This is a genomic window from Pseudomonas sp. LBUM1662 (genome assembly GCF_059695915.1).
On record NZ_CP166793.1, the window covers coordinates 6464654 to 6486252 of the forward strand.

Annotated in this window: 22 protein-coding genes and 1 pseudogene; 8 read left to right on the forward strand and 15 right to left on the reverse strand. The window is 60.6% G+C overall.

The window, feature by feature from the left end; translation table 11 throughout:
• Window positions 1–131: 131 nt before the first annotated feature.
• Window positions 132–755: a DedA family protein gene (locus ACA049_RS29505; RefSeq protein WP_497331789.1), complete on the forward strand. Its 624-nt coding sequence runs from the start codon at window positions 132–134 to the stop codon at window positions 753–755.
• Here ACA049_RS29505 and ACA049_RS29510 read toward each other — a convergent pair.
• Window positions 736–1971, reverse strand: coding sequence for a sterol desaturase family protein (locus tag ACA049_RS29510; RefSeq protein ID WP_497331791.1), 1236 nt, complete (start codon window positions 1969–1971; stop codon window positions 736–738). The genes ACA049_RS29505 and ACA049_RS29510 overlap by 20 nt on opposite strands.
• A gap of 116 nt (window positions 1972–2087) precedes the next feature.
• Between ACA049_RS29510 and elbB the strand changes: the two genes are divergently transcribed.
• Window positions 2088–2756, forward strand: a complete 669-nt coding sequence (elbB, locus tag ACA049_RS29515; protein WP_497331793.1) for an isoprenoid biosynthesis glyoxalase ElbB — start codon at window positions 2088–2090, stop codon at window positions 2754–2756.
• Between the two features lie 116 nt (window positions 2757–2872).
• Here elbB and ACA049_RS29520 read toward each other — a convergent pair whose 3' ends face one another.
• Together ACA049_RS29520 and ACA049_RS29525 are read right to left on the reverse strand one after the other, a co-directional pair.
• On the reverse strand, window positions 2873–3328 hold the full coding sequence (locus ACA049_RS29520; protein ID WP_150653930.1) for a YaiI/YqxD family protein: 456 nt from the start codon (window positions 3326–3328) through the stop codon (window positions 2873–2875).
• Between the two features lie 125 nt (window positions 3329–3453).
• Window positions 3454–5352: an FTR1 family protein gene (locus tag ACA049_RS29525; protein ID WP_497331795.1), complete on the reverse strand. Its 1899-nt coding sequence runs from the start codon at window positions 5350–5352 to the stop codon at window positions 3454–3456.
• 166 nt (window positions 5353–5518) lie between these two features.
• Here ACA049_RS29525 and ACA049_RS29530 point away from each other — a divergent pair, with 166 nt between their 5' ends.
• The 4 genes from ACA049_RS29530 to ACA049_RS29545 are packed head-to-tail and all read left to right on the forward strand — an operon-like array spanning window position 5519 to window position 8664.
• Window positions 5519–6916, forward strand: a complete 1398-nt coding sequence (locus ACA049_RS29530; protein WP_497331797.1) for a COG3014 family protein — start codon at window positions 5519–5521, stop codon at window positions 6914–6916.
• 12 nt (window positions 6917–6928) lie between these two features.
• Window positions 6929–7303 carry a YcfL family putative periplasmic lipoprotein gene (locus ACA049_RS29535; RefSeq protein ID WP_497331799.1) on the forward strand — a complete coding sequence of 125 codons (375 nt, stop codon included), beginning with the start codon at window positions 6929–6931 and terminating at the stop codon, window positions 7301–7303.
• A gap of 23 nt (window positions 7304–7326) precedes the next feature.
• Entirely contained in the window at window positions 7327–7917 is a 591-nt protein-coding gene (gene lpoB, locus ACA049_RS29540; protein ID WP_497331801.1) for a penicillin-binding protein activator LpoB, read from the forward strand.
• A gap of 3 nt (window positions 7918–7920) precedes the next feature.
• The gene (locus ACA049_RS29545) at window positions 7921–8664 is read left to right on the forward strand and encodes a penicillin-binding protein activator LpoB (protein WP_497331803.1); all 744 of its coding nucleotides are present in this window, start codon (window positions 7921–7923) and stop codon (window positions 8662–8664) included.
• Between the two features lie 56 nt (window positions 8665–8720).
• On the opposite strand, the gene rhtB is transcribed toward ACA049_RS29545, so the two are convergent.
• The 3 genes from rhtB to ACA049_RS29560 form a co-directional block, all read right to left on the reverse strand.
• The gene (rhtB, locus tag ACA049_RS29550) at window positions 8721–9353 is read right to left on the reverse strand and encodes a homoserine/homoserine lactone efflux protein (protein WP_461956249.1); all 633 of its coding nucleotides are present in this window, start codon (window positions 9351–9353) and stop codon (window positions 8721–8723) included.
• A gap of 227 nt (window positions 9354–9580) precedes the next feature.
• Complete coding sequence (locus ACA049_RS29555; RefSeq protein WP_172791907.1) at window positions 9581–10162, reverse strand: mechanosensitive ion channel family protein; 582 nt, start codon at window positions 10160–10162, stop codon at window positions 9581–9583.
• Window positions 10162–12072 carry an ATP-binding cassette domain-containing protein gene (locus tag ACA049_RS29560; protein ID WP_497331805.1) on the reverse strand — a complete coding sequence of 637 codons (1911 nt, stop codon included), beginning with the start codon at window positions 12070–12072 and terminating at the stop codon, window positions 10162–10164. Before ACA049_RS29560 ends, ACA049_RS29555 begins: the two co-directional genes overlap by 1 nt.
• 50 nt (window positions 12073–12122) lie before the next feature.
• On the opposite strand from ACA049_RS29560, the gene ACA049_RS29565 reads away from it, so the two are divergent.
• On the forward strand, window positions 12123–12587 hold the full coding sequence (locus ACA049_RS29565) for a TIGR02444 family protein (RefSeq protein WP_497331807.1): 465 nt from the start codon (window positions 12123–12125) through the stop codon (window positions 12585–12587).
• On the opposite strand, the gene ACA049_RS29570 is transcribed toward ACA049_RS29565, so the two are convergent.
• Entirely contained in the window at window positions 12584–13795 is a 1212-nt protein-coding gene (locus tag ACA049_RS29570; protein WP_497331809.1) for an AlgP family protein, read from the reverse strand. The two genes, ACA049_RS29565 and ACA049_RS29570, sit on opposite strands and share 4 nt — an antisense overlap.
• Window positions 13796–13987: 192 nt before the next feature.
• Between ACA049_RS29570 and ACA049_RS29575 the strand changes: the two genes are divergently transcribed.
• Entirely contained in the window at window positions 13988–14653 is a 666-nt protein-coding gene (locus ACA049_RS29575; RefSeq protein ID WP_497331811.1) for an FKBP-type peptidyl-prolyl cis-trans isomerase, read from the forward strand.
• A 59-nt stretch (window positions 14654–14712) separates the two neighbouring features.
• Here the strand turns inward: ACA049_RS29575 and rsd are convergent, their stop codons facing one another.
• The 8 genes and pseudogenes from rsd to ACA049_RS29615 all read right to left on the reverse strand — a co-directional run.
• Complete coding sequence (gene rsd / locus ACA049_RS29580; protein WP_461982645.1) at window positions 14713–15171, reverse strand: sigma D regulator; 459 nt, start codon at window positions 15169–15171, stop codon at window positions 14713–14715.
• A gap of 177 nt (window positions 15172–15348) precedes the next feature.
• Window positions 15349–15900 carry a disulfide bond formation protein B gene (locus ACA049_RS29585; protein WP_497331813.1) on the reverse strand — a complete coding sequence of 184 codons (552 nt, stop codon included), beginning with the start codon at window positions 15898–15900 and terminating at the stop codon, window positions 15349–15351.
• A gap of 264 nt (window positions 15901–16164) precedes the next feature.
• Window positions 16165–17403 carry a heme biosynthesis protein HemY gene (locus tag ACA049_RS29590; protein ID WP_497331815.1) on the reverse strand — a complete coding sequence of 413 codons (1239 nt, stop codon included), beginning with the start codon at window positions 17401–17403 and terminating at the stop codon, window positions 16165–16167.
• Window positions 17400–18542 carry a uroporphyrinogen-III C-methyltransferase gene (locus ACA049_RS29595; protein ID WP_497331816.1) on the reverse strand — a complete coding sequence of 381 codons (1143 nt, stop codon included), beginning with the start codon at window positions 18540–18542 and terminating at the stop codon, window positions 17400–17402. Before ACA049_RS29595 ends, ACA049_RS29590 begins: the two co-directional genes overlap by 4 nt.
• Before the next feature lie 16 nt (window positions 18543–18558).
• On the reverse strand, window positions 18559–19326 hold the full coding sequence (locus ACA049_RS29600; RefSeq protein WP_497331818.1) for a uroporphyrinogen-III synthase: 768 nt from the start codon (window positions 19324–19326) through the stop codon (window positions 18559–18561).
• Complete coding sequence (gene hemC / locus ACA049_RS29605) at window positions 19323–20264, reverse strand: hydroxymethylbilane synthase (RefSeq protein ID WP_497331820.1); 942 nt, start codon at window positions 20262–20264, stop codon at window positions 19323–19325. The genes ACA049_RS29600 and hemC overlap by 4 nt, the downstream gene beginning before the upstream one ends.
• Before the next feature lie 138 nt (window positions 20265–20402).
• Complete coding sequence (locus ACA049_RS29610; RefSeq protein ID WP_497331822.1) at window positions 20403–21149, reverse strand: LytR/AlgR family response regulator transcription factor; 747 nt, start codon at window positions 21147–21149, stop codon at window positions 20403–20405.
• Window positions 21146–21468 (reverse strand): annotated as a pseudogene (locus ACA049_RS29615) (sensor histidine kinase); the annotation flags it as partial. The pseudogene ACA049_RS29615 and the gene ACA049_RS29610, both read right to left, overlap by 4 nt.
• Between the last annotated feature and the right edge of the window lie 131 nt (window positions 21469–21599).

Consider the following 21599-nt stretch of genomic DNA (forward strand, 5'->3'; position numbering starts at 1 on the left):
GCTTAGCCCTGTGACACGTAGCCGCATTCCATTGTCCTTGTAGGAATTGTTCACGTCGAGACACATTTGGACACTTTCATGAATGTGCTCGAAGGGTTAGGCTGCGCGTTCATTTCGCCAGCATCCAGACAATGCTCCAACAATTTCTTCAGGAATTCGGCTACTTCGCCCTCTTTCTCGGCACGTTCTTCGAAGGCGAAACCATCCTGGTGCTCGCAGGCTTCCTCGCGTTCCGCGGATACATGGACATCAAGATCGTCACGATCGTGGCGTTCTGCGGCAGTTATGCCGGCGATCAGCTGTGGTATTTCCTCGGGCGCAAACACGGCCGCAAATTGCTCGCGCGCAAACCGCGCTGGCAATTGATGGGTGATCGGGCGCTGGAACACATCCGCAAACACCCGGACATCTGGGTGCTGAGCTTCCGCTTCGTCTATGGGTTGCGCACGGTCATGCCGGTGGCGATCGGCCTGTCGGGTTATCCGCCGGGACGTTATTTGCTGCTGAACGGGATTGGTGCCGCGATCTGGGCGGCCGCACTGGCTGCGGCGGCGTATCACTTTGGCGCGGTGCTCGAGGGCATGCTGGGCAGCGTCAAGAAGTACGAGCTGTGGGTGCTCGGCGCCCTGCTGATACTGGGCCTGGGCCTGTGGCTGCGTCGGCGCTTCAAGAATGCTCGTCTGGCGAAGAAGATCTACGCCGACGAGCAAGCCGAACTGGCCAAGGCCGCCGAGACTAAGACGCCAATCGAGTGAAACGGTCCCTGCAACAGTAGAGACCGATGCCACTCAGCAGGCTGTAACTGAGCAGGCCGATCCAGCCCACCGCGCTGGCCGGCCACAGCCCGACCACCGGCGCCAGCCACACCAGCGGCACATTCGATGCCAGCCGCAGCAGCTCCAGCTTCAATGCCTGCGGGCGATTCTCCAGGGCCATGCCCAACGTGAACAAGCCCAACGCTACCGCGCCCCAACCCAACACCAGCGCGGCGCTCGGCAAACGCGATTCCAGGTTCATCAAGTAGCTGCCCAGCGCAATGTAGACGCAGAACTGCAACGCCACGTACAACTGCTGGCGTCCGTCCAGCGGCACCTCGAATTTGCGGAACTGACTCAGGTCCGGTTTGTTCATCGGGTACTTGGCCGCCACGTCCGCCGGCCGCCAACCGGTGCGCATGAACCAGATCCGCAGCTTGTCCCATTTGCTTTCAGCCCGCCGCGCGTCATCCCACAGCTGTGCGTAAAACTGCACGTTCGCCCACAACGGATTCCAGCTCGCCAACGGTGTCGTCACGCCGAAAATCACCGGCTCGTTGTCGTCCTCTTCCTGGAACGAGCCAAATAGACGGTCCCAAATAATGAACACCCCGCCGTAGTTGCGATCCATGTAGAGAGCGTTCTGTGCATGGTGAGCCCGATGATTGGACGGCGTGACAAAGAACCACTCGAACCAGCCGAGCTTGGGAATGTGCCGGGTATGCACCCAGAATTGATACAGCAGGTTCAGCGCGGCGACGCTGATGAACACCAGCAGCGGCACGCCGAGTACCGCCATCGGCAGGTAGAAAATCCAGCTCAGCAGGAAGCCGGTGCTGGTCTGGCGCAGGGCCGTGGAGAGGTTGTAGTCCTCGCTCTGGTGATGCACCGAATGCGCGGCCCAAAGGATGTTGCGCTCGTGGCCCATGCGATGCAGCCAGTAGTAGCAAAAGTCATAGAGGACGAAGGCAAACACCCAGACCCAGACGCTGTCGGCCGACAGCTCGAACAGCGACACATGCTTGAGGGCAAAGGCATAGGTCACCAGGCCGACGCCTTTGGTCAGCAGGCCCGTGGTGGTCGACAACACCCCGGTGCTGATGCTGTTGATCGCGTCCGCCACCCGATAATTTCTGACCCCGCGCCAACGGTCAGCCAGCAGCTCGACGGCAATCAGCGCAAAGAAAAACGGCACCGCATACAGAATGAAGTCCATTGACGCGCCCGGATCGGAATCTTGAGGACAGATGCTAGGTGTAGCCGCGAATTAACCCTATGGCAACGAGTGACAAATTAGTGGACATTTAACGCCATGAATCTGGAGAAAAACCCATGAGCAAAAAAATTGCAGTGATCCTTTCCGGCTGTGGCGTGTATGACGGCGCCGAGATCCACGAAAGTGTGATTACCTTGCTGCGTCTGGACCAGCGTGGCGCCGAGGTGCAGTGCTTTGCCCCCAACATCGCGCAATTGCATGTGATCAATCACCTGACCGGCGACGAAATGCCCGAGTCACGTAATGTGCTGGTGGAATCGGCGCGGATCGCCCGCGGCAACATCAAGGATATTCGTGAGGCCAGCGTCGAAGACTTCGACGCCCTGATCGTGCCCGGCGGTTTCGGCGCGGCCAAGAACCTGTCGAACTTCGCCATCGAAGGCGCCGGCTGCACGGTTCAACCGGACGTCCTGGCGCTGACCGAAGCGTTTGCCGAAGCGGGCAAACCGGTGGGGTTGATCTGCATTTCGCCGGCACTGGCGGCGAAAATCTATGGACCGGGCGTGACCTGCACCATCGGCAACGACGCCGATACCGCCGCCGCCATGAACAAGATGGGCGCCACCCACCAGGATTGCGCGGTGAGCGACATCGTCGAAGACAAGGCGCGCAAACTGGTCTGCACCCCGGCTTACATGCTGGCGCAGAGCATCAGTGAGGCTGCATCGGGGATCAACAAACTGGTCGACCGCGTGCTCGAACTGACCCACGAAAACGACGCCTGACACTGACTAATGTGGGAGCGGGCTTGCTCGCGAAGGCGGTGTATCAATCGACATTAATGCTGAATGACACACCGCCTTCGCGAGCAAGCCCGCTCCCACAGGGTTCTATGCAAGGCTCAGGCTTTGCGGGTCAGCCGCGTGAGTATCCGGTCCAGCGCATTGGCAAACGCCTGCTTCTCGCGCTCACCAAACGGCGCCGGCCCGCCGCTCATCTGGCCCTGTTCACGCAGATCGGTGAACAGGTTTCGCACCGCCAAGCGATCGCCCATGTTTTGCGCATCGAACTCCTTGCCCCGTGGGTCCAGCGCGGCAACGCCCTTCTTCACCAGCCGATCGGCCAGCGGCACATCGCTGCAAATCACCAGCTCACCCGGCACCGCGTGCTCCACCAGGTAATCATCAGCGGCATCCGGACCGCTGGGCACCACGATCAGCTTCACCAGGGCCAGCCCCGGTTTGATCTGCGGTTGCCCAGCCACCAGCACCACTTCGAACTGGCGCTTGAGGGCGAACTTCACCACCAGATCCTTGGCCGCCCGTGGGCAAGCGTCGGCATCGATCCAGACACGCATTGTGTTTCCCTCCGTTAAAAGCTTCGCGGGCAAGCCTCGCTCCTACAGGATTCGCGCGTTATATGGGGCCGCGTATAACCTGTAGGAGCGAGGCTTGCCCGCGAATATGAGCGTAGCGAATGCTCTTAAGAAACCTGCACCCGCCGCTTCTCTGCGATCCAGCTACGGCCATACAACACAATAATCGCAATGATCGCCACCGCCTGTGCACTCAGCGAATACGCATCCGCGTGAATCCCCAGCCAGTCGAAGTCAAAGAACGGCACCGGCCGCGTGCCGAAGATCCCGGCTTCCTGCAACGCCTTCACGCCATGTCCGGCGAACACCACCGACAACGCGCACAGCAGACCGGCGTTGATGCTGAAGAACAACGACAGCGGCAGTTTCTGCGAGCCGCGCAGGATCACCCACGCCAACCCGACCAGCAACACCAGCGCCGTGGCACCACCGGCCAACACCGCGTTATGCCCCGCAGGACCTGCCTGCAGCCACAGGGTTTCGTAGAACAGAATCACTTCAAACAACTCGCGATACACCGAGAAAAACGCCAGTGTCGCAAAGCCGAAGCGTCCACCGCCGCCCACCAGGCTGCTCTTGATGTAATCCTGCCACACCGCCGCATGGCGACGATCGTGCATCCACACGCCAAGCCAAAGCACCATGACCGCGGCAAACAGTGCCGTCGCACCTTCCAGCAGTTCACGTTGCGAACCGCTGACATCGATCACATACGCCGCCAAACCCCAGGTTGCCAGACCGGCCAACAACGCCAGGCCCCAACCGACGTTGACGCTGCGCACCGCCGACTGCTGGCCGGTGTTGCGCAGGAACGCCAGGATCGCCGCCAGCACCAGAATCGCTTCCAGGCCTTCGCGCAGCAAAATCAGCAATCCGGAGATGTAGCTCAAGGACCAGCTCAAGCCATCGCTGCCCAGCAACCCGGCGGACTCTTTCAACTTGGCCTTGGCCGCGTCCAGGCGTTCCTGGGCCTGGGCCACCGGCAGGCTGTCCTGCAACGACTGACGGTAAGCCATCAGGGATTTTTCGGTGTCCTTGCGCACGTTGGCGTCGACGTTGTCCAGCGAACTCTCGACGAGTTCGAAGCCTTCCAGATAGGCCGCCACCGACAAGTCATAGGCTTGATCGTGATCGCCGGCCCGGTAGGCGGCGATGCTCTTGTCCAGGGTTGCAGCGGTGTAGTCGAGCAACTGCGCCGGGCCGCGCTTGACCTGCGGCGGTTGCGCCCGCTGCGCACGGAACGTCGCGGCGGCTTGCGGGCCATCGGCGGCCTGCACTTCGGCCGGCGTCTGACGCGCCAGGTCGGCGATGTTGTAGGTCTTTTCGGAGGTGGCTGCGGCCGGGTCGGCGCTGAAACTGGCGATGTAGGTCGCCAGGTCCCAACGCTGACGATCATCCAGCTGATCGGCGAAGGCCGGCATGTCCGTGCCTTCGACGCCCAGGCCCAAGGTGCTGTAGATCGCGTAGAGGCTCAGGTGATCCAGACGCGCCGTGTCACGCAGGTTGGCCGGCGGCGGCGTCAGACCGACACCCGCCGGGCCGTCGCCGGCCCCCGTATCGCCATGGCAAACCGAGCAATGCTGGGCGTACAGCGGCGCACCACGAGTCGGGTCCGGGGTAATGATCGGCGCCTGGCTGACTTCATAAGTCACGGCCAGTTTCGCGCCGAGTTGCCGCGCCTGACGGGCCACGTCCGCGCCGTCCTGACGGGCAGCGATGGCGTTGCGCAACGTGCTGACGCCCTGCTCCAACCCGGCTTTTTCCAGTTTGGCCGGCATTGCGGCGATCAAGCCTTGCAACACCTTGATGAATTCCAGCTGCTCGCGGTATTCGGACTCGTCGATGACCTTGCCCCCTTGCACCGTTTGCGGGTAGTCCGCGCCGATGTAGTCGAGCAAATGCAGGGCTTGCGGCGCGCCTTCCACGGTGTCGGCCAGCAGATTGAAACTGCACAAGGCAAACAGCGGCAACACCAGCCAGGCCAGGAAACGGGACGGGGCAGTCATGAATGAATCTCAATTGGAAATACGAAGTAACACATTGTTCACTTCCAGTGACGTTCACTCAAGCTTTGTCTGCGAAGGCCGCTGGAGCACAGGAACAAAGTGCCATCATCCAAGTCTATAAATTGCCGCCTCATGGCGGCTTATTTTCAAGGAAGACACACAGCAAATGGCCACCCGCCTGCGCTTCATTTTTGTACTCAGTGCATGCCTGCTACTGAGCGGCTGTCCCACGATGCGTGACTACAACGCGGAGTTGAACGAGACACTCGACTATTTCAAGGCCGGGCAGCTCGACGGCGCGGTTGCCGTACTCGACCGCAACAACCCTATTCCCCCGGGCGACCTCCTTTACCACTTCGAAAAAGGCGAATTGCTGCGCCTCACAGGTAATTTCCCCGACAGTTATCAACATTGGGACTACGCCGACCGGCTGATCGAAGGGTGGGACAATTCGCCCCTGTTCGTCCCCTTCAAAAAATTTACCGAGTTCAACAGTTACAGCGCCAACGACAAGGTGCGCTTATACGATGGCTACGACTTCGAGAGAGTCGCCCTGACCACGCAAATGGCCCTGATGCTGCTGTCCGGCTCTGAAACGGAACTGGCGCGCGTGATGATCAAGAAAACCCACGAGCGCGAAGCAACCATTGCCGACAAGCGTGACAAGCAATACCTGGAACTGGAAAACCAGGCGAAGGACGAAGGGGTCGCGATGAAATTCCAGGACCTTCAGGGCTACCCGGTAGCGACCCTCGACGCCCCCGAAGTGATCGCCCTGAAGAACAGCTACCAGAGTGCGTTCAGCCATTACCTCGCTGGTTTCATTTATGAATCGCTGAACGAGAAAGACCTCGCCGCGCCGGGCTATCGCCAGGCCATCGAACTGCGCCCCAATACGCCACTGCTCGAACAAGCCTTGCGCAACCTCGCCAAATCCCCGCTGAAGGCCGGCGAGGTCGACGTTTTGCTGATCGTGCAAACCGGCCTGGCGCCGGCGCGCAGTTCAGTGCGCGTGCCGATTTCGGTGGACGTCGAAGGTGAAACCTACATCACCAATATGTCGTTCCCGATCCTCATCCCCGACACGTCCACGCCACCAGTGGACTTCGTCATGGTGGATGGCAAAAAACAGAAACTGACGTTGCTCAACAGCTTTGGCGACATGTCGCGGCGCACTTTGCGTGATGACATGCCGGGTATCATCCAGCGCACGCTCCATCGCGCCCGGTCCAATGTCGAATACCTGGCCTATCTGAAAAAGCACAGACCCGAGAAGCTTGAGGAAACGATCCTGCAGCAACTTCAACGCGAGGATGCCGATACCCGCGTCTGGCGTACCTTGCCGGACAAGACGCTGGTTGCCCGCATACGGCTCAAGAAAGGCCAGCACCAAGTGACGCTGCCCAACGCGCCGGACGCAGCACCGGTCAGGTTCAAGGTGGATCAGACCCATCAGGCCTTCAGCCTGCGCGCCGTGGGTGACCGCCGATTCGCCGCCGATGTCGCCCTGCAACTCGACACTGTTCCCGCACCGCAGGCTGCAATCAGCCCTGCCCAACCCTGAACGGAGATTTTCATGGGATTGAAATGCTTCGCCGTTGTCGCGCTGGCCTTGTTGGCCGGTTGCGCCACCCCGCCACCTCCGCCAGAACCGGGCAGTGCCGCCAGCAAAGTCCTGGCCACCGGACCGATCGAGAACGTGGCCATCGGCCCGATGCGCATGGCCAGGGAAAACGGTTTCCTGACGGTCAACACGCAGCTGAGCAACACCGACACCCACAACCGAACGCTCTACTACCGCTATCTGTGGCTGGGACCGGAAGGCTTCCCCGTGGCCGAAGCCGACACCTGGAAAAACCTGACCCTGTATGCCGAGCAGACGAGTTTTCTGCCGGCCATCGCTCCCGTGCCCCAAGCCGTGGATTTCCGCCTGGAGATCAATACGCCGTGAACCGCCCACTTGAGACTTTGCCCATGTTTGCACGCGTTTCGTTCCTTGCCCTGGCTACGCTGCTGATGGGTGGCTGCGCCGAAAATCGCTCGCCGGTATTGGGCAGCGGCAACATCAGCTATGGCGACCCGAAAGCCGTGGAACTGGTCACCAACGAATTCGGTTCGACCGACCTGCAGATGATCGCGGAAAGCATGACCCGCTCCCTCGCCCAGTCCGGCGTTCTGAAAGGCCGTCCGGTGGTTCAGGTGTACGACGTGATGAACAAGACCAGCGAGTACATCGACACCCGCGAGATCACTACGTCGATCAAGACCCAACTGATGCGCACCGGCACCGCGCGCTTTGCCAGCGACAACACCGACATGCAGAGCCAGGTTGACCACCTCAAGCTGCAAAACCAGAGCGGCCTGTACAAGAAAAGCACGGTGGCCAAGACCGGCAACATGATCGCCGCGCGTTATCGCCTGGAAGGTTCGATCAGCTCCATCGTCAAGCGCAGCAACGATTACAAGGACGTCTTCTACAAATTCAGCCTGCAGTTGGTCGATGTCGAAAGCGGGCTGGCCGAGTGGATGGACGAGAAAGAAATCCGCAAGACTACGGAGCGCTGAGCAATGCGTGCATGGATTGGCATCTTGACCCTGGCCTGCGCCGTTGGCGTGCAGGCGGCCCCGAAAATCGCCGTCACCGACCTTGCCTACGAGGCCAGCGTGGATCAATACGTTCACGTAATTTCGGCCCGGGACAATCATCAGCAGGACTATTACGGCGCCAGTGGCTCGTCCAGTTATGATGAATACACGACGCAGAACAGCTACCTGGAGCAGACCGAAATTCGCCGTTTCAGTGGTGACATCAAAGGACAGATGCTCAAGACCGGCATGTTCCAACTGATTCAGGGCACGCCCTACACCGCCAGCGCCAAAAGCGATGTGTACGACGTGATAAAACGCATCAAGGCTGGCCACTTCAAAGGTGCCGACTATGTGCTGTTCGGCACGCTGTCGGACATCGATTTCACCCAGGACATGAATGAGCTGGCCAACACCGACAGCTACTCGGCGGTGCTGGCACTGACGCTGGTGGCGGACTTCAGCCTGATCAACACCAAGACCTACGAGATCACCTCGGCGTTCACGGCCATGGGCGAAGCTCAGGACACCAAACTGGTGAATGATCGTGATATCCACGTTTCATTGAACCGGCCACGGGTGGTGCGGGACGTGTCGAGGTCGTTGGGCGAGGACGTGGCGCGTCAGCTGAGCGAACAGCTCGGGGATGGCAGTTATGTGCCGTCAGGACAACCGCAGCCGCGCAACGACCTGCCGCCGGATACCGCGCCGGTCATCTTGCGCTGACCCCTGAAACGAAAAAGGCGACCTGCAAAGGTCGCCTTTTTTGTGCCTGACCGTTTTTACGCTGCGGCTTTGCGCAATGTCGCCATAAACGCCGCAGCACCGATGAACAGCCCGGCAAACGTGCGGTTCATGCGTTTTTGCTGCTTGGGCGTGCGCAACAGACGCAGCACCTTCGACGCCAACCCGGTGTAGCCGGCCATGACGATCAGGTCGACGCAGACCATGGTCACGCCAATGATCAGGTACTGGGCCAGCAACGGCGCGTGTGGATCAATGAACTGCGGCAACACCGCCAGCATGAACACCAGGGCCTTGGGGTTGCTGATGTTGACCAGGAACCCGCGGAACACCAAAGCCATCGGCTTGCCGATTTGACGCACGGCGGCGTCGTCGCTCATGTCGCTGGGCAGCGCACGCCATTGCTTGATCGCGAGGTAAACCAGGTACGCCACGCCGAACCATTTGATCGCGTAGAAAGCCGTGGCCGATGCCGTGAGAATCGCGCCCACACCGGCGCCGACAATCGCGATCTGTACCGCCAGGCCCAATTGCAGGCCCAGGGCGTTCCAGTAACCGCGCCAGAAACCGTATTGCAGACCACTGGACATCGACGCAATGGCGCCGGCACCGGGAGACAGGCTGATCACCCAGCAGGCGGCAAAAAACGCCAGCCATGTTTGAAGCTCCATTGCACACCTCGACTCAGATTCGTGACAGACGTCTAAGCTAATGCGGCTTTGGGCGCATGACTACTGGTTTTTTGTCGGACAGAGCGACTGCCGACCAGCGTTTTATGACTTTAGGGCCCCTTCGCGAGCAAGCCCGCTCCCACAGGTGACCGGGTTCTTGTTGAGAGACTCGGTCTACTGTGGGAGCGGGCTTGCTCGCGAAGGCGGACTGCCAGGCGAAAGAGGGCTTACTTTTCGATCCCGCTCAACGGAAACACATCCGTGCCGCGCCAGCGTCGAACCGAGCGCTGGAAGAACAGGCTATTGGGCACCTGCACCATCGCACTGCCGGTCCCGAGTTCTTCCGCTTCGATCAACGTGGTGTAAAGCAGATTAATCGCCACCACCCGACCTTTGACGCCGGGCTTGTCGGTGGTGTCCACCAACTCCACGACGTCACCGATGCGGAACGGGCCGACGGTGAAGATCAGAATCGCGCAGAGCAGATTGGAGAGCACGCTCCACATGGCGAAGAACGCCACGGCCGCCACCGCGACAAAACCGGACAACGCGGTCCAGAGTACGGTGGCCGAGACGCCGAGGCGTTCCAGCACGAAAATCAGCGCACTGCCCATGATCAGCCAGCGCAAACCGCCACGCAGCGGCATCAGCAGCTGCGGTGGAAACGGATAGCGCTCGCCCAGGCGAGTCAGGCATTTGGCAACGAAGCGTTGGGCGAAGTAACCGGCCAACAGGATCAGCAGGATTTGCGCGGCGAACCAGATCGGCTCGCCCCACCCTGCCGGCAGCGGTAGCTTGAACGCTTCCATCAGGACAGCGCCTCCAGCTCCGCCTGCATGCTTTCGAGCAGTTCCAGAGCTTCCATCCACGCTTCTTCGAGTTCGGCCTCACGCACCTTCAGCTTGGCCTGTTCAGCCAGCAGATCACGCAAATCGTTCTTGCGCATCGGTTCGTAAATGTCGCTGTCGCCGAGGCTGGTATCGATCTTCGCCAGTTTCTCGTGCAGCTTGCCCAACTCGGCTTCGAGCTTGTCCGCCTCACGCTTGTGCGGTGCCAGTTGCTGACGCAACGCAGCAGCGGCCTGGCGCTGGGCCTTCTTGTCGGTCTTGTCCGGATTGACCGGGGTGTTGCTGACCGGGGCATTGCGCTGACGGTAGTCGACCAGCCAACGGGCATAGTCTTCGAGGTCGCCGTCGAACTCCTCGACCTTGCCGTCCGCCACCAGATAGAAATTGTCAGTGGTGCTTTTGAGCAGATGACGATCGTGGGAGACCACCAGCACAGCGCCACTGAATTCCTGCAGGGCCATGGTCAGCGCCAGGCGCATTTCCAGGTCGAGGTGGTTGGTCGGTTCGTCGAGCAGCAACAGGTTCGGCCGGTCCCAGGCAATCAACGCCAGGGCCAGGCGGGCCTTTTCGCCACCGGAGAAATTCAGTACCGGCTCATCGATACGCGCGCCACGGAAGTCGAAACCGCCAAGGAAGTCGCGCAGAGTCTGCTCGCGCTCGGTCGGTGCCAGGCGCTGCAAGTGCAGCAACGGGCTGGCCTTGGAATCCAGGGAGTCCAGCTGATGCTGGGCAAAATAGCCCACGACGGTGTTCTCGCCACGGGTCAGGCGACCGGCCAGCGGCGACAGTTCACCGGCGAGGTTTTTGATCAGGGTCGATTTACCGGCGCCGTTCGGGCCGAGCAAACCGATCCGCGCGCCAGGGGTCAGTTGCAGCTTGACCTTCTCCAGCACGGCTTTGTCGCCGTAACCCAGACGAGCGTCTGACAGATCGATCAGCGGGCTGGAGATTTTCTGCGATTCGCGGAAGACGAAGTCGAACGGCGAGTCGACGTGGGCGGCAGACAGCTCTTCCATCCGCTCCAGCGCCTTGATCCGGCTCTGGGCCTGACGGGCCTTGGTGGCCTGGGCCTTGAAACGGGCGATGTAGCTTTCCATGTGCGCACGTTGCGCCTGCTGCTTCTCGTAGGCCTGTTGTTGCTGGGCCAGACGTTCGGCACGCGCGCGTTCGAAGGCGCTGTAACCACCGCGGTACAGGGTGATCTTGCGCTGATCGACGTGGGCCACGTGATCGACCACAGCATCGAGGAAGTCCCGGTCGTGGGAAATCAGCAACAAGGTGCCCGGATAGCTTTTCAGCCACTCTTCGAGCCAGATGATGGCGTCGAGGTCCAAGTGGTTGGTCGGTTCATCGAGCAGCAACAGGTCCGAGGGGCACATCAAAGCCTGCGCCAGATTCAGACGCATCCTCCAGCCACCAGAGAAATCTCCTACCGGACGATCCATCTGCTCGTTGGTGAACCCAAGGCCGGCCAGCAACTTGCGGGCGCGGGCGTCGGCGGTGTAACCGTCGGCGCTGTCGAGTTCCGAGTGCAGGCGGGCCTGAGCCGCACCGTCATGCGCCGCTTCGGCTGCGGCGAGGTCGCGTTGCACCTCACGCAGGCGCAGGTCACCATCGAGCACGTAGTCGACCGCCAGGCGTTCGAGGGTCTCGATTTCCTGGCGCATGTGGGCGATGCGCCAGTCGGCCGGCAGGAAGCAGTCACCCGAGTCCGGGTGCAGTTCGCCACGGATCAAGGCGAACAGGCTCGATTTGCCGGCGCCGTTGGCACCGATGAGGCCGGCTTTGTGGCCGGCGTGCAGGGTCAGCTCAGCGTCTTCTAGCAGACGTTGAGGGCCACGCTGTAAAGTCAGGTTCTGAAGTCGAATCATAATGGCGGCGGAGTCTACCAGCTTCGCTCGCAACTGGCGCGAGTAGCACTATGTCCTCTGACCTGTGGAGCTTTTCCCTTACCACCTACGCGCGTCCTGGCGTTGAGGATGCCTGCCTGCAATTGCAGTCGGCAGGCGTGAATGTGTGCCTGCTGCTCTGTGGGTTATGGCTGGGAGACCGAGGCGTCACCTGCAATGAGCAACGCTTGCAGCTGCTTCGCGACGTGGCCGAGCCTTGGGATGCCGATGTCGTGCGACCGTTGCGCGCATTGCGCATGCAATGGAAAGCCGTCGCGACTGAGGACGCCGAATTGAAGACGTTGCGCGAACAAGTGAAGAAGCTTGAGCTGGAAGCCGAGCGACATCTGTTGTTGCGGCTGGAGCGATCGGCGCAGAGTTGGCCGCAGTGTGAGGTGACCGACTCAACGGCCTGGCTGGAAGGTGTGGCGGCAGGCGCCGCCCACTTGGACCGCGACGCGCTGCATCAGCTGCGCGTCGCGGCAACCGGCACTTAGGAAGCGCTGGTTGGGGTGGTGCTGGTGCTCGACGATGCGGCTGGCGTTGGCGCAGACGATGGGGTCGAGGTGGTGGCTGCTGGAGCAGGCGAAGCCGATGCAGCTGGCGACGGAGTTGGAGTCGCTGGCTTGGCAACGGGTGCAGTCGCTGGCTTGGCAGTAGCGGCCGGTTTTTTCACGGCTGGCTTGGCAGCAGGTTTTGCAGCTGGCTTCGCGGCAGCAGGTTTGGCTGCGGCTGGTTTGGCTGCTGGTTTCGCTGCAGCTGCTTTGGCGGCAGCGGCTGGCTTCGCGGCGGCAGCAGGTTTCGCGGCGGCAGTTTTGGCAGCGGGTTTAGCAGCTGGTTTCGCCGCAGCTTTTGCAGCGGGTTTTGCGGCTGGTTTGGCGGCAGCGGCTTTAGCAGCGGCAGGTTTTGCAGCTGGCTTGGCTGCAGCGGTTTTTGCAGCGGCAGGTTTTGCAGCTGGCTTGGCAGCAGGTTTTGCAGCGGCCGTTTTAGCAGCTGGTTTTGCTGCCGATTTTGCAGCGGGTTTTGCCGCTGTGGTTTTCGCCACAGCCGGTTTCGCAGCAGCGGTTTTTGCAGCAGGTTTAGCGGCCGCTGTTCTTGCAGCAACTGGCTTGGCGGCAGGCTTGGCAGCCGTCGTTTTAGCCGCCGGTTTTGCAGCGCTGGCAGCAACCGGTTTTTTCGCTGCAGGTTTGGCGACAGGCTTGGCGGCAGCTTTCACTGGAGCCTTGGCAGCAGGCTTGGCCGGTGCTTTTGCAGCAGCCGGTTTGGCAGCGGCTTTCTTGGCTGGAGCCGCAGCAGGCTTGGCCGAACGCAGGGACAACGCCTTGCCGACAGCCTCTTGTACACGACCGACACCCTGGGCCAGTTTCAGGCTTTCTTGAGCGTCGCGCTTGAGTTGCAGAATGTAGCTGCGCGTTTCGGATTGACGATCCTTGAGGGCATCGAGCAAGTCCTCAAGTTCTTTCACCGCACCCTTCGCTTTGGTTTGTGCCTTGGCTTTACCGGCTGCCGCAGCGTCCTGCAATTTGGTACGGGACTTGTGCAATTTTTCCTGCGCTTTTCCGCGCTGTTTTTCCAGTTTGGCGAGCAGTTTTTCAGCATCAGCCAAGGCTTGCGAACAAGCGTTTTCCAAATGCTCGAGCAGGCTGCCCGAGAGTTGTTGGAGTAAGTGCAACGGGGTATTTACAGGCTTCTTGGTGGCCGACATGGTTTACCTCCTGGCTGACGTGGGTGCGGCTCATACTAGACCTCTGCTGACACCGCCGCTAGCGCATGTTGACAGTATCGAAAGCGCTGCGTTGCAACAGATTGAAATTCTTCTGCGCTGGCGCAAAACCAGTTCACCTTTGAGCGCATCCACACTGGCATAATCCACCGCATCTCAGATCGGAGTGTGCCCATGTCGCGCTACTTTTTTTTATCGTTGTGTGTGTGTTTTTCCGTGGCTCAGGCCGCCGAAAAAACCACCCCAAATGAGGCTCACGATCTTGCTTACAGCCTGGGCGCGAGCCTGGGTGAACGCTTGCGTCAGGAAGTGCCGGACCTGGAACTCCAGGCATTGCTCGAAGGTTTGCAACAAGCCTATCAAGGCAAGCCACTGGCCCTGAAAGACGAGCAGATCGAACAGATTCTGGCCGAGCACGAAGCCCAGGTCGCCGAGCAACCCGCTATCGCGCAAAGTGAAGTCGCGCTGGAAAAAGAGCAGCGTTTTCTCACCGAGGAAAAAGCCAAACCGGGTGTTCGAGAATTGGCAGATGGAATTCTGCTGACCGAGTTGGCACCGGGTACGGGTGCCAAGGCAGGCCCTAATGGCAAGGTCGAAGTTTTGTATGTCGGACGCCTTCCCGACGGCACCGTGTTCGATCAGAACAGCAAGCCGCAGTGGTTCAGTCTCGACAGCGTGATCAGTGGCTGGCGCAGCGCATTGCAAAACATGCCGGTCGGTGCGAAATGGCGCCTGGTGATTCCATCGTCTCAAGCCTATGGCGCGGACGGTGCCGGCGACCTGATCGCCCCGTTCACGCCGCTGGTGTTCGAAGTCGAATTGCGTGGTGCCACCAGCTGAAAACCGGAAACGAAAAACGGCGCGCAAAGCGCACCGTTTTTTAGTCTTGCAGGAGAGGTTCAGGCCTGAACCGAATCCTCTTCCTTGTGAGCCGTGTGCAGCACTTCGATCAGGCAATCTTCCAGTTCGAAACGTTCGTGCAACAACCCGCCCAACTCCTTGAACTTCTCCGCGACGCACTTGCCTGCATCACACAGGTCGTTGAACGCCAGCAGCTTCTCGGTGATGACGTCGATGCGCGGGTAAATCGTCTCCGCCAGCTCCAGCCCGCGAGTATCGCCAAAAGCCTTGGCTTCGCCGGTCAGCTGTTCGTAGATCTCGAAGTGCCCCGCAGACACGTAATCGACCAGCACGCCGCAGAATTCCTGCAACGGCTTGCGGTTCTCGCCCAGAGACTCAGGCTTGGCGCCGAGATCATCATAGGCCCGAACCAGTTCGTGACGCTCCTGCAACCAGCGATCGATCAGCAGATGCACTCCACCCCAACGTTCCTGAGCATTCTGACAACTTTCGAGCATGGTGATCTCTCTTCCCTTGTGGGTCATGCTGCCCTACACCTGTCGCAGACTTGAAAACCAAGAATCGGCCAGGCAGAGCGTCATCGAGCAACATAATTCCAATGACACGTGCGGGCCAGATTATGCCCGCGCGACAATGGCTTCAAGGTACGCAGGAGATAAAGTTCATACAAGTGTTTAATCACCCGCCAGCCCCCGGTGCGACGACACGCCGCTGAGCGGTCGCTCGCACGCCAGCCAGACAACGCGCAGCAGCTGATAAACACCCAGAATCGTCAGCGCCACGAAGAGCAGCAGACTCCATTCCGGGAGGCTCAGGTCGAACAGCGTCCAGGAAATTTCTGCGCAGTCTTCGTCCCCTTTGAACATCCGCGTCACCTGGCACAGCCAGGGCAGGTTCTCGTACAAAGCCTCCGGATGGGCTGAGCAGGTCGATAGCTGATGCGCCGGATCGCTTTGCAACAAGACCTGCCGCCACGCCATGACCATACCCGCGAGACTGCATGACAGACCGAGCAGCCAATAAAGAAAAGTCCCGAAGCGGCCGGGGCCATGCACCGAAGCCGTCAGGCAGACTCCGGCAAACAACGCCAGGCAGACTCGCTGCAGCAGGCATAACCCGCAAGGCTTGAGGCCGACTGCATATTCCAGGTAATAGGAAACGCCCAAGGCGAGGGCACCTGCAATAAAAGCCATGAAAAACAAAGAGCGTGAGCAGGCCAAAAACATGGCTTATCCGTAACAGTGGAGACAGGCGGTTACGGTAGAGGAAAGCGCGCCAGCCTTTCAAGGCAGGCCGGCACGGACACTTCACCAGAAGTGTAGGGAATTCCCGACAGCGTCGAGAGGACTTGATGTAGTCCCCTGTAGGACAAAGCCGATCAGGGACTACAACGCTAAACATTCAACGAAATTCGAGCGGCCGGATCGCGCTCAGGAACGGCTCCCGCCCCTGTAGCCGCAGGCTGCGCCCGCTGCTACAAAAGCAGCGCGTCAGGCGTAAACGGGTGCTGGGAGTGGGGCCGCCAGCAGGCGCTCGTCCAGCAGCCCCAGACCTTCCTGGAACAACTGATTGCTGCGCTCTGTGTCGCCGAGCTGCGCGAGCAACCGCGCCAGTTCCGCACAGGCTTCCGGATTGCGCTGCACCCGCAAGCTGCTTTCCAGATAGTCCCGCGCCTTGCCCCACAGACTGCTTTGCAGGCACAGACGGCCCAGTGTCAGCAAAAGGCTTGGGTCCGCCGGATGATCCTTGAGCCAACCCTCGGCCGTTTGCAGTTGACGAGCCGGATCGCTACCGCGCACCAGTCCGTAGAGACGCGCCAGATGACTGTCGTACTTGCGCTTGAGCGCGGTGCGCAGCACTTCTTCCGCTTCAACCTGCGCGCCCAGTTGCCGCAGCTGCTCGGCATAGGCCAGCACCAGCTGAGGTTCCTGGCGCTGAGCCGAGGTGAGTTGCTGCCAGGCGCGATTGAGCGACTGCAAACCGACCGTGCCATCGGCTTCCTGATGCGCCGCCAGGGAAAGGTTTTCACCCCACGCCCGGCGTTCCAGATCGGCCAGCTCGGCGGGCGGCAAGACTTTATCCTTGCGCAGCTCCGGCAGCAGGCGAATCACGGCCGACCAGTCGCCGCGCTGCTGATGCAGACGCTGCAACTGGCGCAAGGTCTGGACGTTATGAGGATGACGCTCATGCATGGCTTGCAGCGTCACCAGGGCGCCTTCCGTGTCGCCACGGTCGTTCTGCAATTGAGCGTGACTCAAGGCAATCGCCAACTCGGCCTGGGGCTGGCGCTCGAGGGCGCGCTCCAGCAAGTTGTCGCATTCCTCGTAGTGACCCTGTTCATTCGCGGCGCGCGCAGCGCCGAGGTAGTAGAGCAGTGGCTGGCGCTCGGCTTCGGCAGCGCGATGCAGGTGACGCTGCGCACTGGCCCAGCGACCCTCCGCCAGGTCCAGCTGACCGTGTTCGATCGCCACTTGCACCCGGCGGCTGCGATTGCGCCGCGACCAGGGATTGACCACGCCACTGGACGTCGTCACCAGCTCGATCAACGCCTTGATGCCCCAGAACACCAGCCAGAGCACCGCGACCAACGCCAGGGTGGCCCACAGGCTCGCTTCATAACGGAACGTCTTGTAGGCGATCAGCACGTAACCGGAATGCTCGGCAATCGCCAGGCCCAATGCGGCGGCCGCGGCGATGACCAGGAACACGATCACATAGAGGCGTTTCATGGCGTGGCCTCCTGCACGGTGTTCGCGGCCGGTTTTGCCATGGGTTTGATCGAGTCTTCGGCGTTGACGTTACGCCGCTCCAGATACCCCTGAACCGCACTCAATGTGCCGGTCAGGTCCGGCGTGACTACCGTCACCGGCTGCTTGCTCAACTCGCCCACCTGCTCAAGCATGACTTTGCTCTGAGGGTTGTCCGGGTTGAAGTTGCCCGTCAGTACATCCCGCGCCTCCGCCAGCGCCTGGGTGTAAACCGCCGCCTGACCATTAAGCGCGGCCCATTGCGCCTGCTCCAAAGCGAGGCTCAGGGCCAGACGCACTTGGCTCAAGCTCTGCCCCGCCAGCAATGGGCGCACATTCTTGTCAGCATTGAAATCGATGCGGATGTAGCGCGAAATCTGGTCCCACCACTGCGCCCAACGGCTGGCACCGTCACCGTCGGCCGTCAGGCCCAACAGCGATTCGCCGCGATCCTTGTACTCGGGCGCCAGTTCGGTGAGGTTGATGACCTGATCGCGCAAGGCACCCAGGCGCAGGAACAACCCGGTGCGATCCGGTTGTTCAGTGCTGCGCAGCGCCACCAGGGTTTTGGCCACTTGCTCGCGAGCGGCAAAGGAACCCGGGTCGTTCTGTTCGCGCAGAATTTCATCGGCGCCCTGCACCAGGGCCTGAGCACTGCTGATGTCCTGCAACGCAGAAAGGCGCAGGCTGGCCAGACGCAACAAATGCTCGGCTTCGGCCAGGCGCCAGTCCTTGCGGCTCGCGCCGAGGACAGTTTCCAGACGCTGATTCAAGCGTTGCTGATCGCCTTGCAACTGCGTCACCAAACGGCTGCGAGCGTCCAGTTCTTCAGCCGCAGGCATTTGCTCGAGGCGCGCGCTAAGACGCTGTTCGTTAAGCTTCAGACTTTGCGCCTGATCGTTCAACGCCTGGACCTGACTCAACTGCTGCTGGTTGTTGGCTTGCAGGTGACGCACCTGCCAGACACCCCAACCGCCGACGGCAACACCGGCGGCGCCCAACAGCAGCGCGACGATTGCCAGCCCATTACCTCGGCGCTGCACTTCAACAGCGGGTGGAGTTTCAACCGGCGCTTCAAGCACCGGCAGCACGTCTTCTTTTGGCAAGGCTGTTTCGCTCACGTATCCATCCTTTGCATTAGAGAACGGGTTCGGGATGCTCCCGTAACGCCGTCAGCAAAGCCGCGGCACTGGCGCCACGACAATCCACAACTGTTTGGGCCCCGGCGGCACGTGCCAACTCGGCGACCCTGGGGCTTGGAACAAACAACGGCAACTGCGCAAGCGCAGGCCAGGCATCGCCCGCCAATTGGCGCAGGTGCTCGAAACCCTGTCCACTGCTGACCACCAGCCCGTTCAAGCGTTCCGCTTCGATCCGCTCAGGCAGCACCGTCGACGGGTATTGAGGCAGGCCGCGACGGTATAACTCCAGATACTCGACACTAGCACCTAGCTCGCGCAAACGCTCAGCCAGCAACTCGCGCCCGCCCTCCCCGCGCAGGATCAACACCCGCGGATCGGGTCGGGCAACAGCCTCGCGCAACGAGGGAAGCTCAAGCAATGCTTCGCTGTCATCGCCCTCTGCGGGGAAACTCACGTTCAGTCCGTTATCCGCGAGGATCTGCGCAGTCGCCGCCCCCACGCTGAACCAGCGTGTGGATGGTGGCTGCGGCCAATGCTGATTGAGCAGGTCCACGCCGATTCTGGCGGCCGGTTTACTGACCACAATCACCGCACAGTAATGATCCAGGCCCTGAATCACCTCGCGCATTGTGTCAGAGGCTGCAATCGGCTCGATCTCCAAAAGCGGCAAGCTGCTGCTGAAAATCCCCGCTTGCGACAAAACACCGCTCAACGCCGCTGACTCATCCGCAGGGCGCGTCAGCAGCAGGCGCCAGCCCGTCACTCGTGACCTGCCTCGCCATAGACTGCCTTGAGAATATCGTTGGCGCCCTGGCTCAGCAGGTCTTCAGCCACTTGCACGCCCAAGGCTTCTGCATCGCCCCGTGGCGCACGGGCCTCGGCGCTGAGCAGCAAGCCGCCGCTCGGATCGCCCACCAGACCGCGCAACCAGATCTGCTCGCCTTCAAGCACGGCGTAGCAGGCGATCGGCACTTGGCAGCCGCCATTCAGGTGTTTGTTGAGGGAGCGTTCGGCGGTCACGCGGGTGGCGGTGTCCTGGTGATGCAACGGCGCCAGCAGCGCGTGAATTTCGCTGTCAACGCTGCGACATTCGATGCCGACTGCGCCTTGGCCACCAGCCGGCAGGCTGTCGTCGACGCTGATTGCCGAGGTGATGCGATCTTCAAAACCCAGACGAATCAGGCCGGCGGCAGCGAGGATGATGGCGTCGTATTCGCCGGCATCAAGCTTGGCCAGGCGCGTGTTGACATTGCCGCGCAGGAAGCGGATTTCGAGGTCCGGACGACGGGTCAACAACTGAGCCTGACGGCGCAGGCTGGACGTGCCGACGATGCTGCCTTGGGGCAACTCATCCAGGCTGGTGTAGGTATTGGAAACGAAGGCATCGCGCGGATCTTCGCGCTCGCAGATGCAAAACAGACCGAGACCTTCAGGGAAGTCCATCGGCACGTCTTTCATCGAGTGCACGGCGATGTCGGCTTCGTTTTCCAGCAGCGCGGTTTCCAGTTCCTTGACGAACAGGCCCTTGCCACCGATTTTCGACAGGGGTGAGTCGAGCAGCTTGTCGCCACGACTGACCATGGGCACCAGCGTCACGAGAAGACCCGGATGGGCCTGTTCCAGACGGGTCTTGACGTATTCGGCCTGCCACAGGGCGAGAGCACTTTTGCGGGTGGCGATGCGGATTTCGCGAGAGGACATGGATCAATCCGTACTGAATAGATACGGCGGATAATAACAGCTCAGCCAAATCCACTTTGACTTGTATCAGAAACCGCGTGGCCTCCCTGGCCTCGAACGTCCAGCAAACGGGGGTGAAGTTCGCCTGTAATCAGCGAATCAAAGCTGTTGCATCATCTTGCGCACGCCGGCTACGTGGCGACGGCTGACGATCAGGGCGTCGCCATTGAGGCCTTTGAGGAACAGCTGAAAATGCCCCAGAGGCGTACGTTGCAGACGTTCGATGCGTTCGCGCGCGACCAGAGCGTTGCGGTGGATGCGCACGAAACGGTCGCCGAATTCATCTTCGAGGGCCTTTAGCGGTTCATCCAGCAGCACTTCGCCGCCTTCATGGCGCAAGGTCACGTATTTGTGATCGGCAATGAAATACACCACCTGACCCAACGGGATCAGCTCAATGCCTTTACGTGTTCGGGCACTGATGTGGCTGCGTGGGCCGCTGCCGCTTTCGGCGGCGGGACGGGTCAGGGCGGCGAGCTGGACGCGGTTGGGCCGCTCAGCTTTTTTCAATGCATCATGTAAATGTTCAGTTCGCACAGGCTTCACCAGATAGCCCACGGCGCTGGCCTGCAGGGCTTCCACGGCAAATTCATCGGGCCCGGTGCAAAACACCACGGCGGGCGGGGTTTCGCGTTCGCACAACCGGGCAGCCACTTGCAGGCCATCAAGGCCTGGCATACCGATATCGAGTAACACGATATCCGGCTTGTGGCTGTCGATCAGCGCCAACGCCTCTTCGCCGTTCGTGGCGCTGGGCTCCAGGACACTGTATCCCTCGAGTTCGCCAACCATTCGGCTCAGGCGCTCGCGGGCTAGGGGTTCGTCATCAACGATCAGGACATTCATATTGCGCTGGATTCCTGCGTGAGTCTCGCACAAGGATAGCGTAGACAGGTGAAGTGACGTCCGTCACCGCGATCCACGCTAAGACTAGCGCGAGGGCCAAAAAGTGCCGCGAGACCGGCGGCTAAATTTTCATCTGCCGAGTGATTGGAGGCTCTGGCCCGCGTAAGCGAGGTATCGCCATAGGGTTTGCCGATACACAATATGAACACCCCCTCTTCTTATAGTCAGCCGCAGCGCCAGGAAGTGCGCTGATCCTACTGTCCAACTGTAGACGGTTGCCGGGACGATATTGCTCAATTGAAAAATATCGTTGCGCAATTTCCCCACAAGGCATGTCCTGAGTATGGACCGCGCCCCGCGAAAAAAACCTGTCGACCAGCGTCAGCGACAGGATTGGCAACCCTGTTATTATCCGCGACAGCTTCCACCGTCATTTTTTCTTCAGCCGAC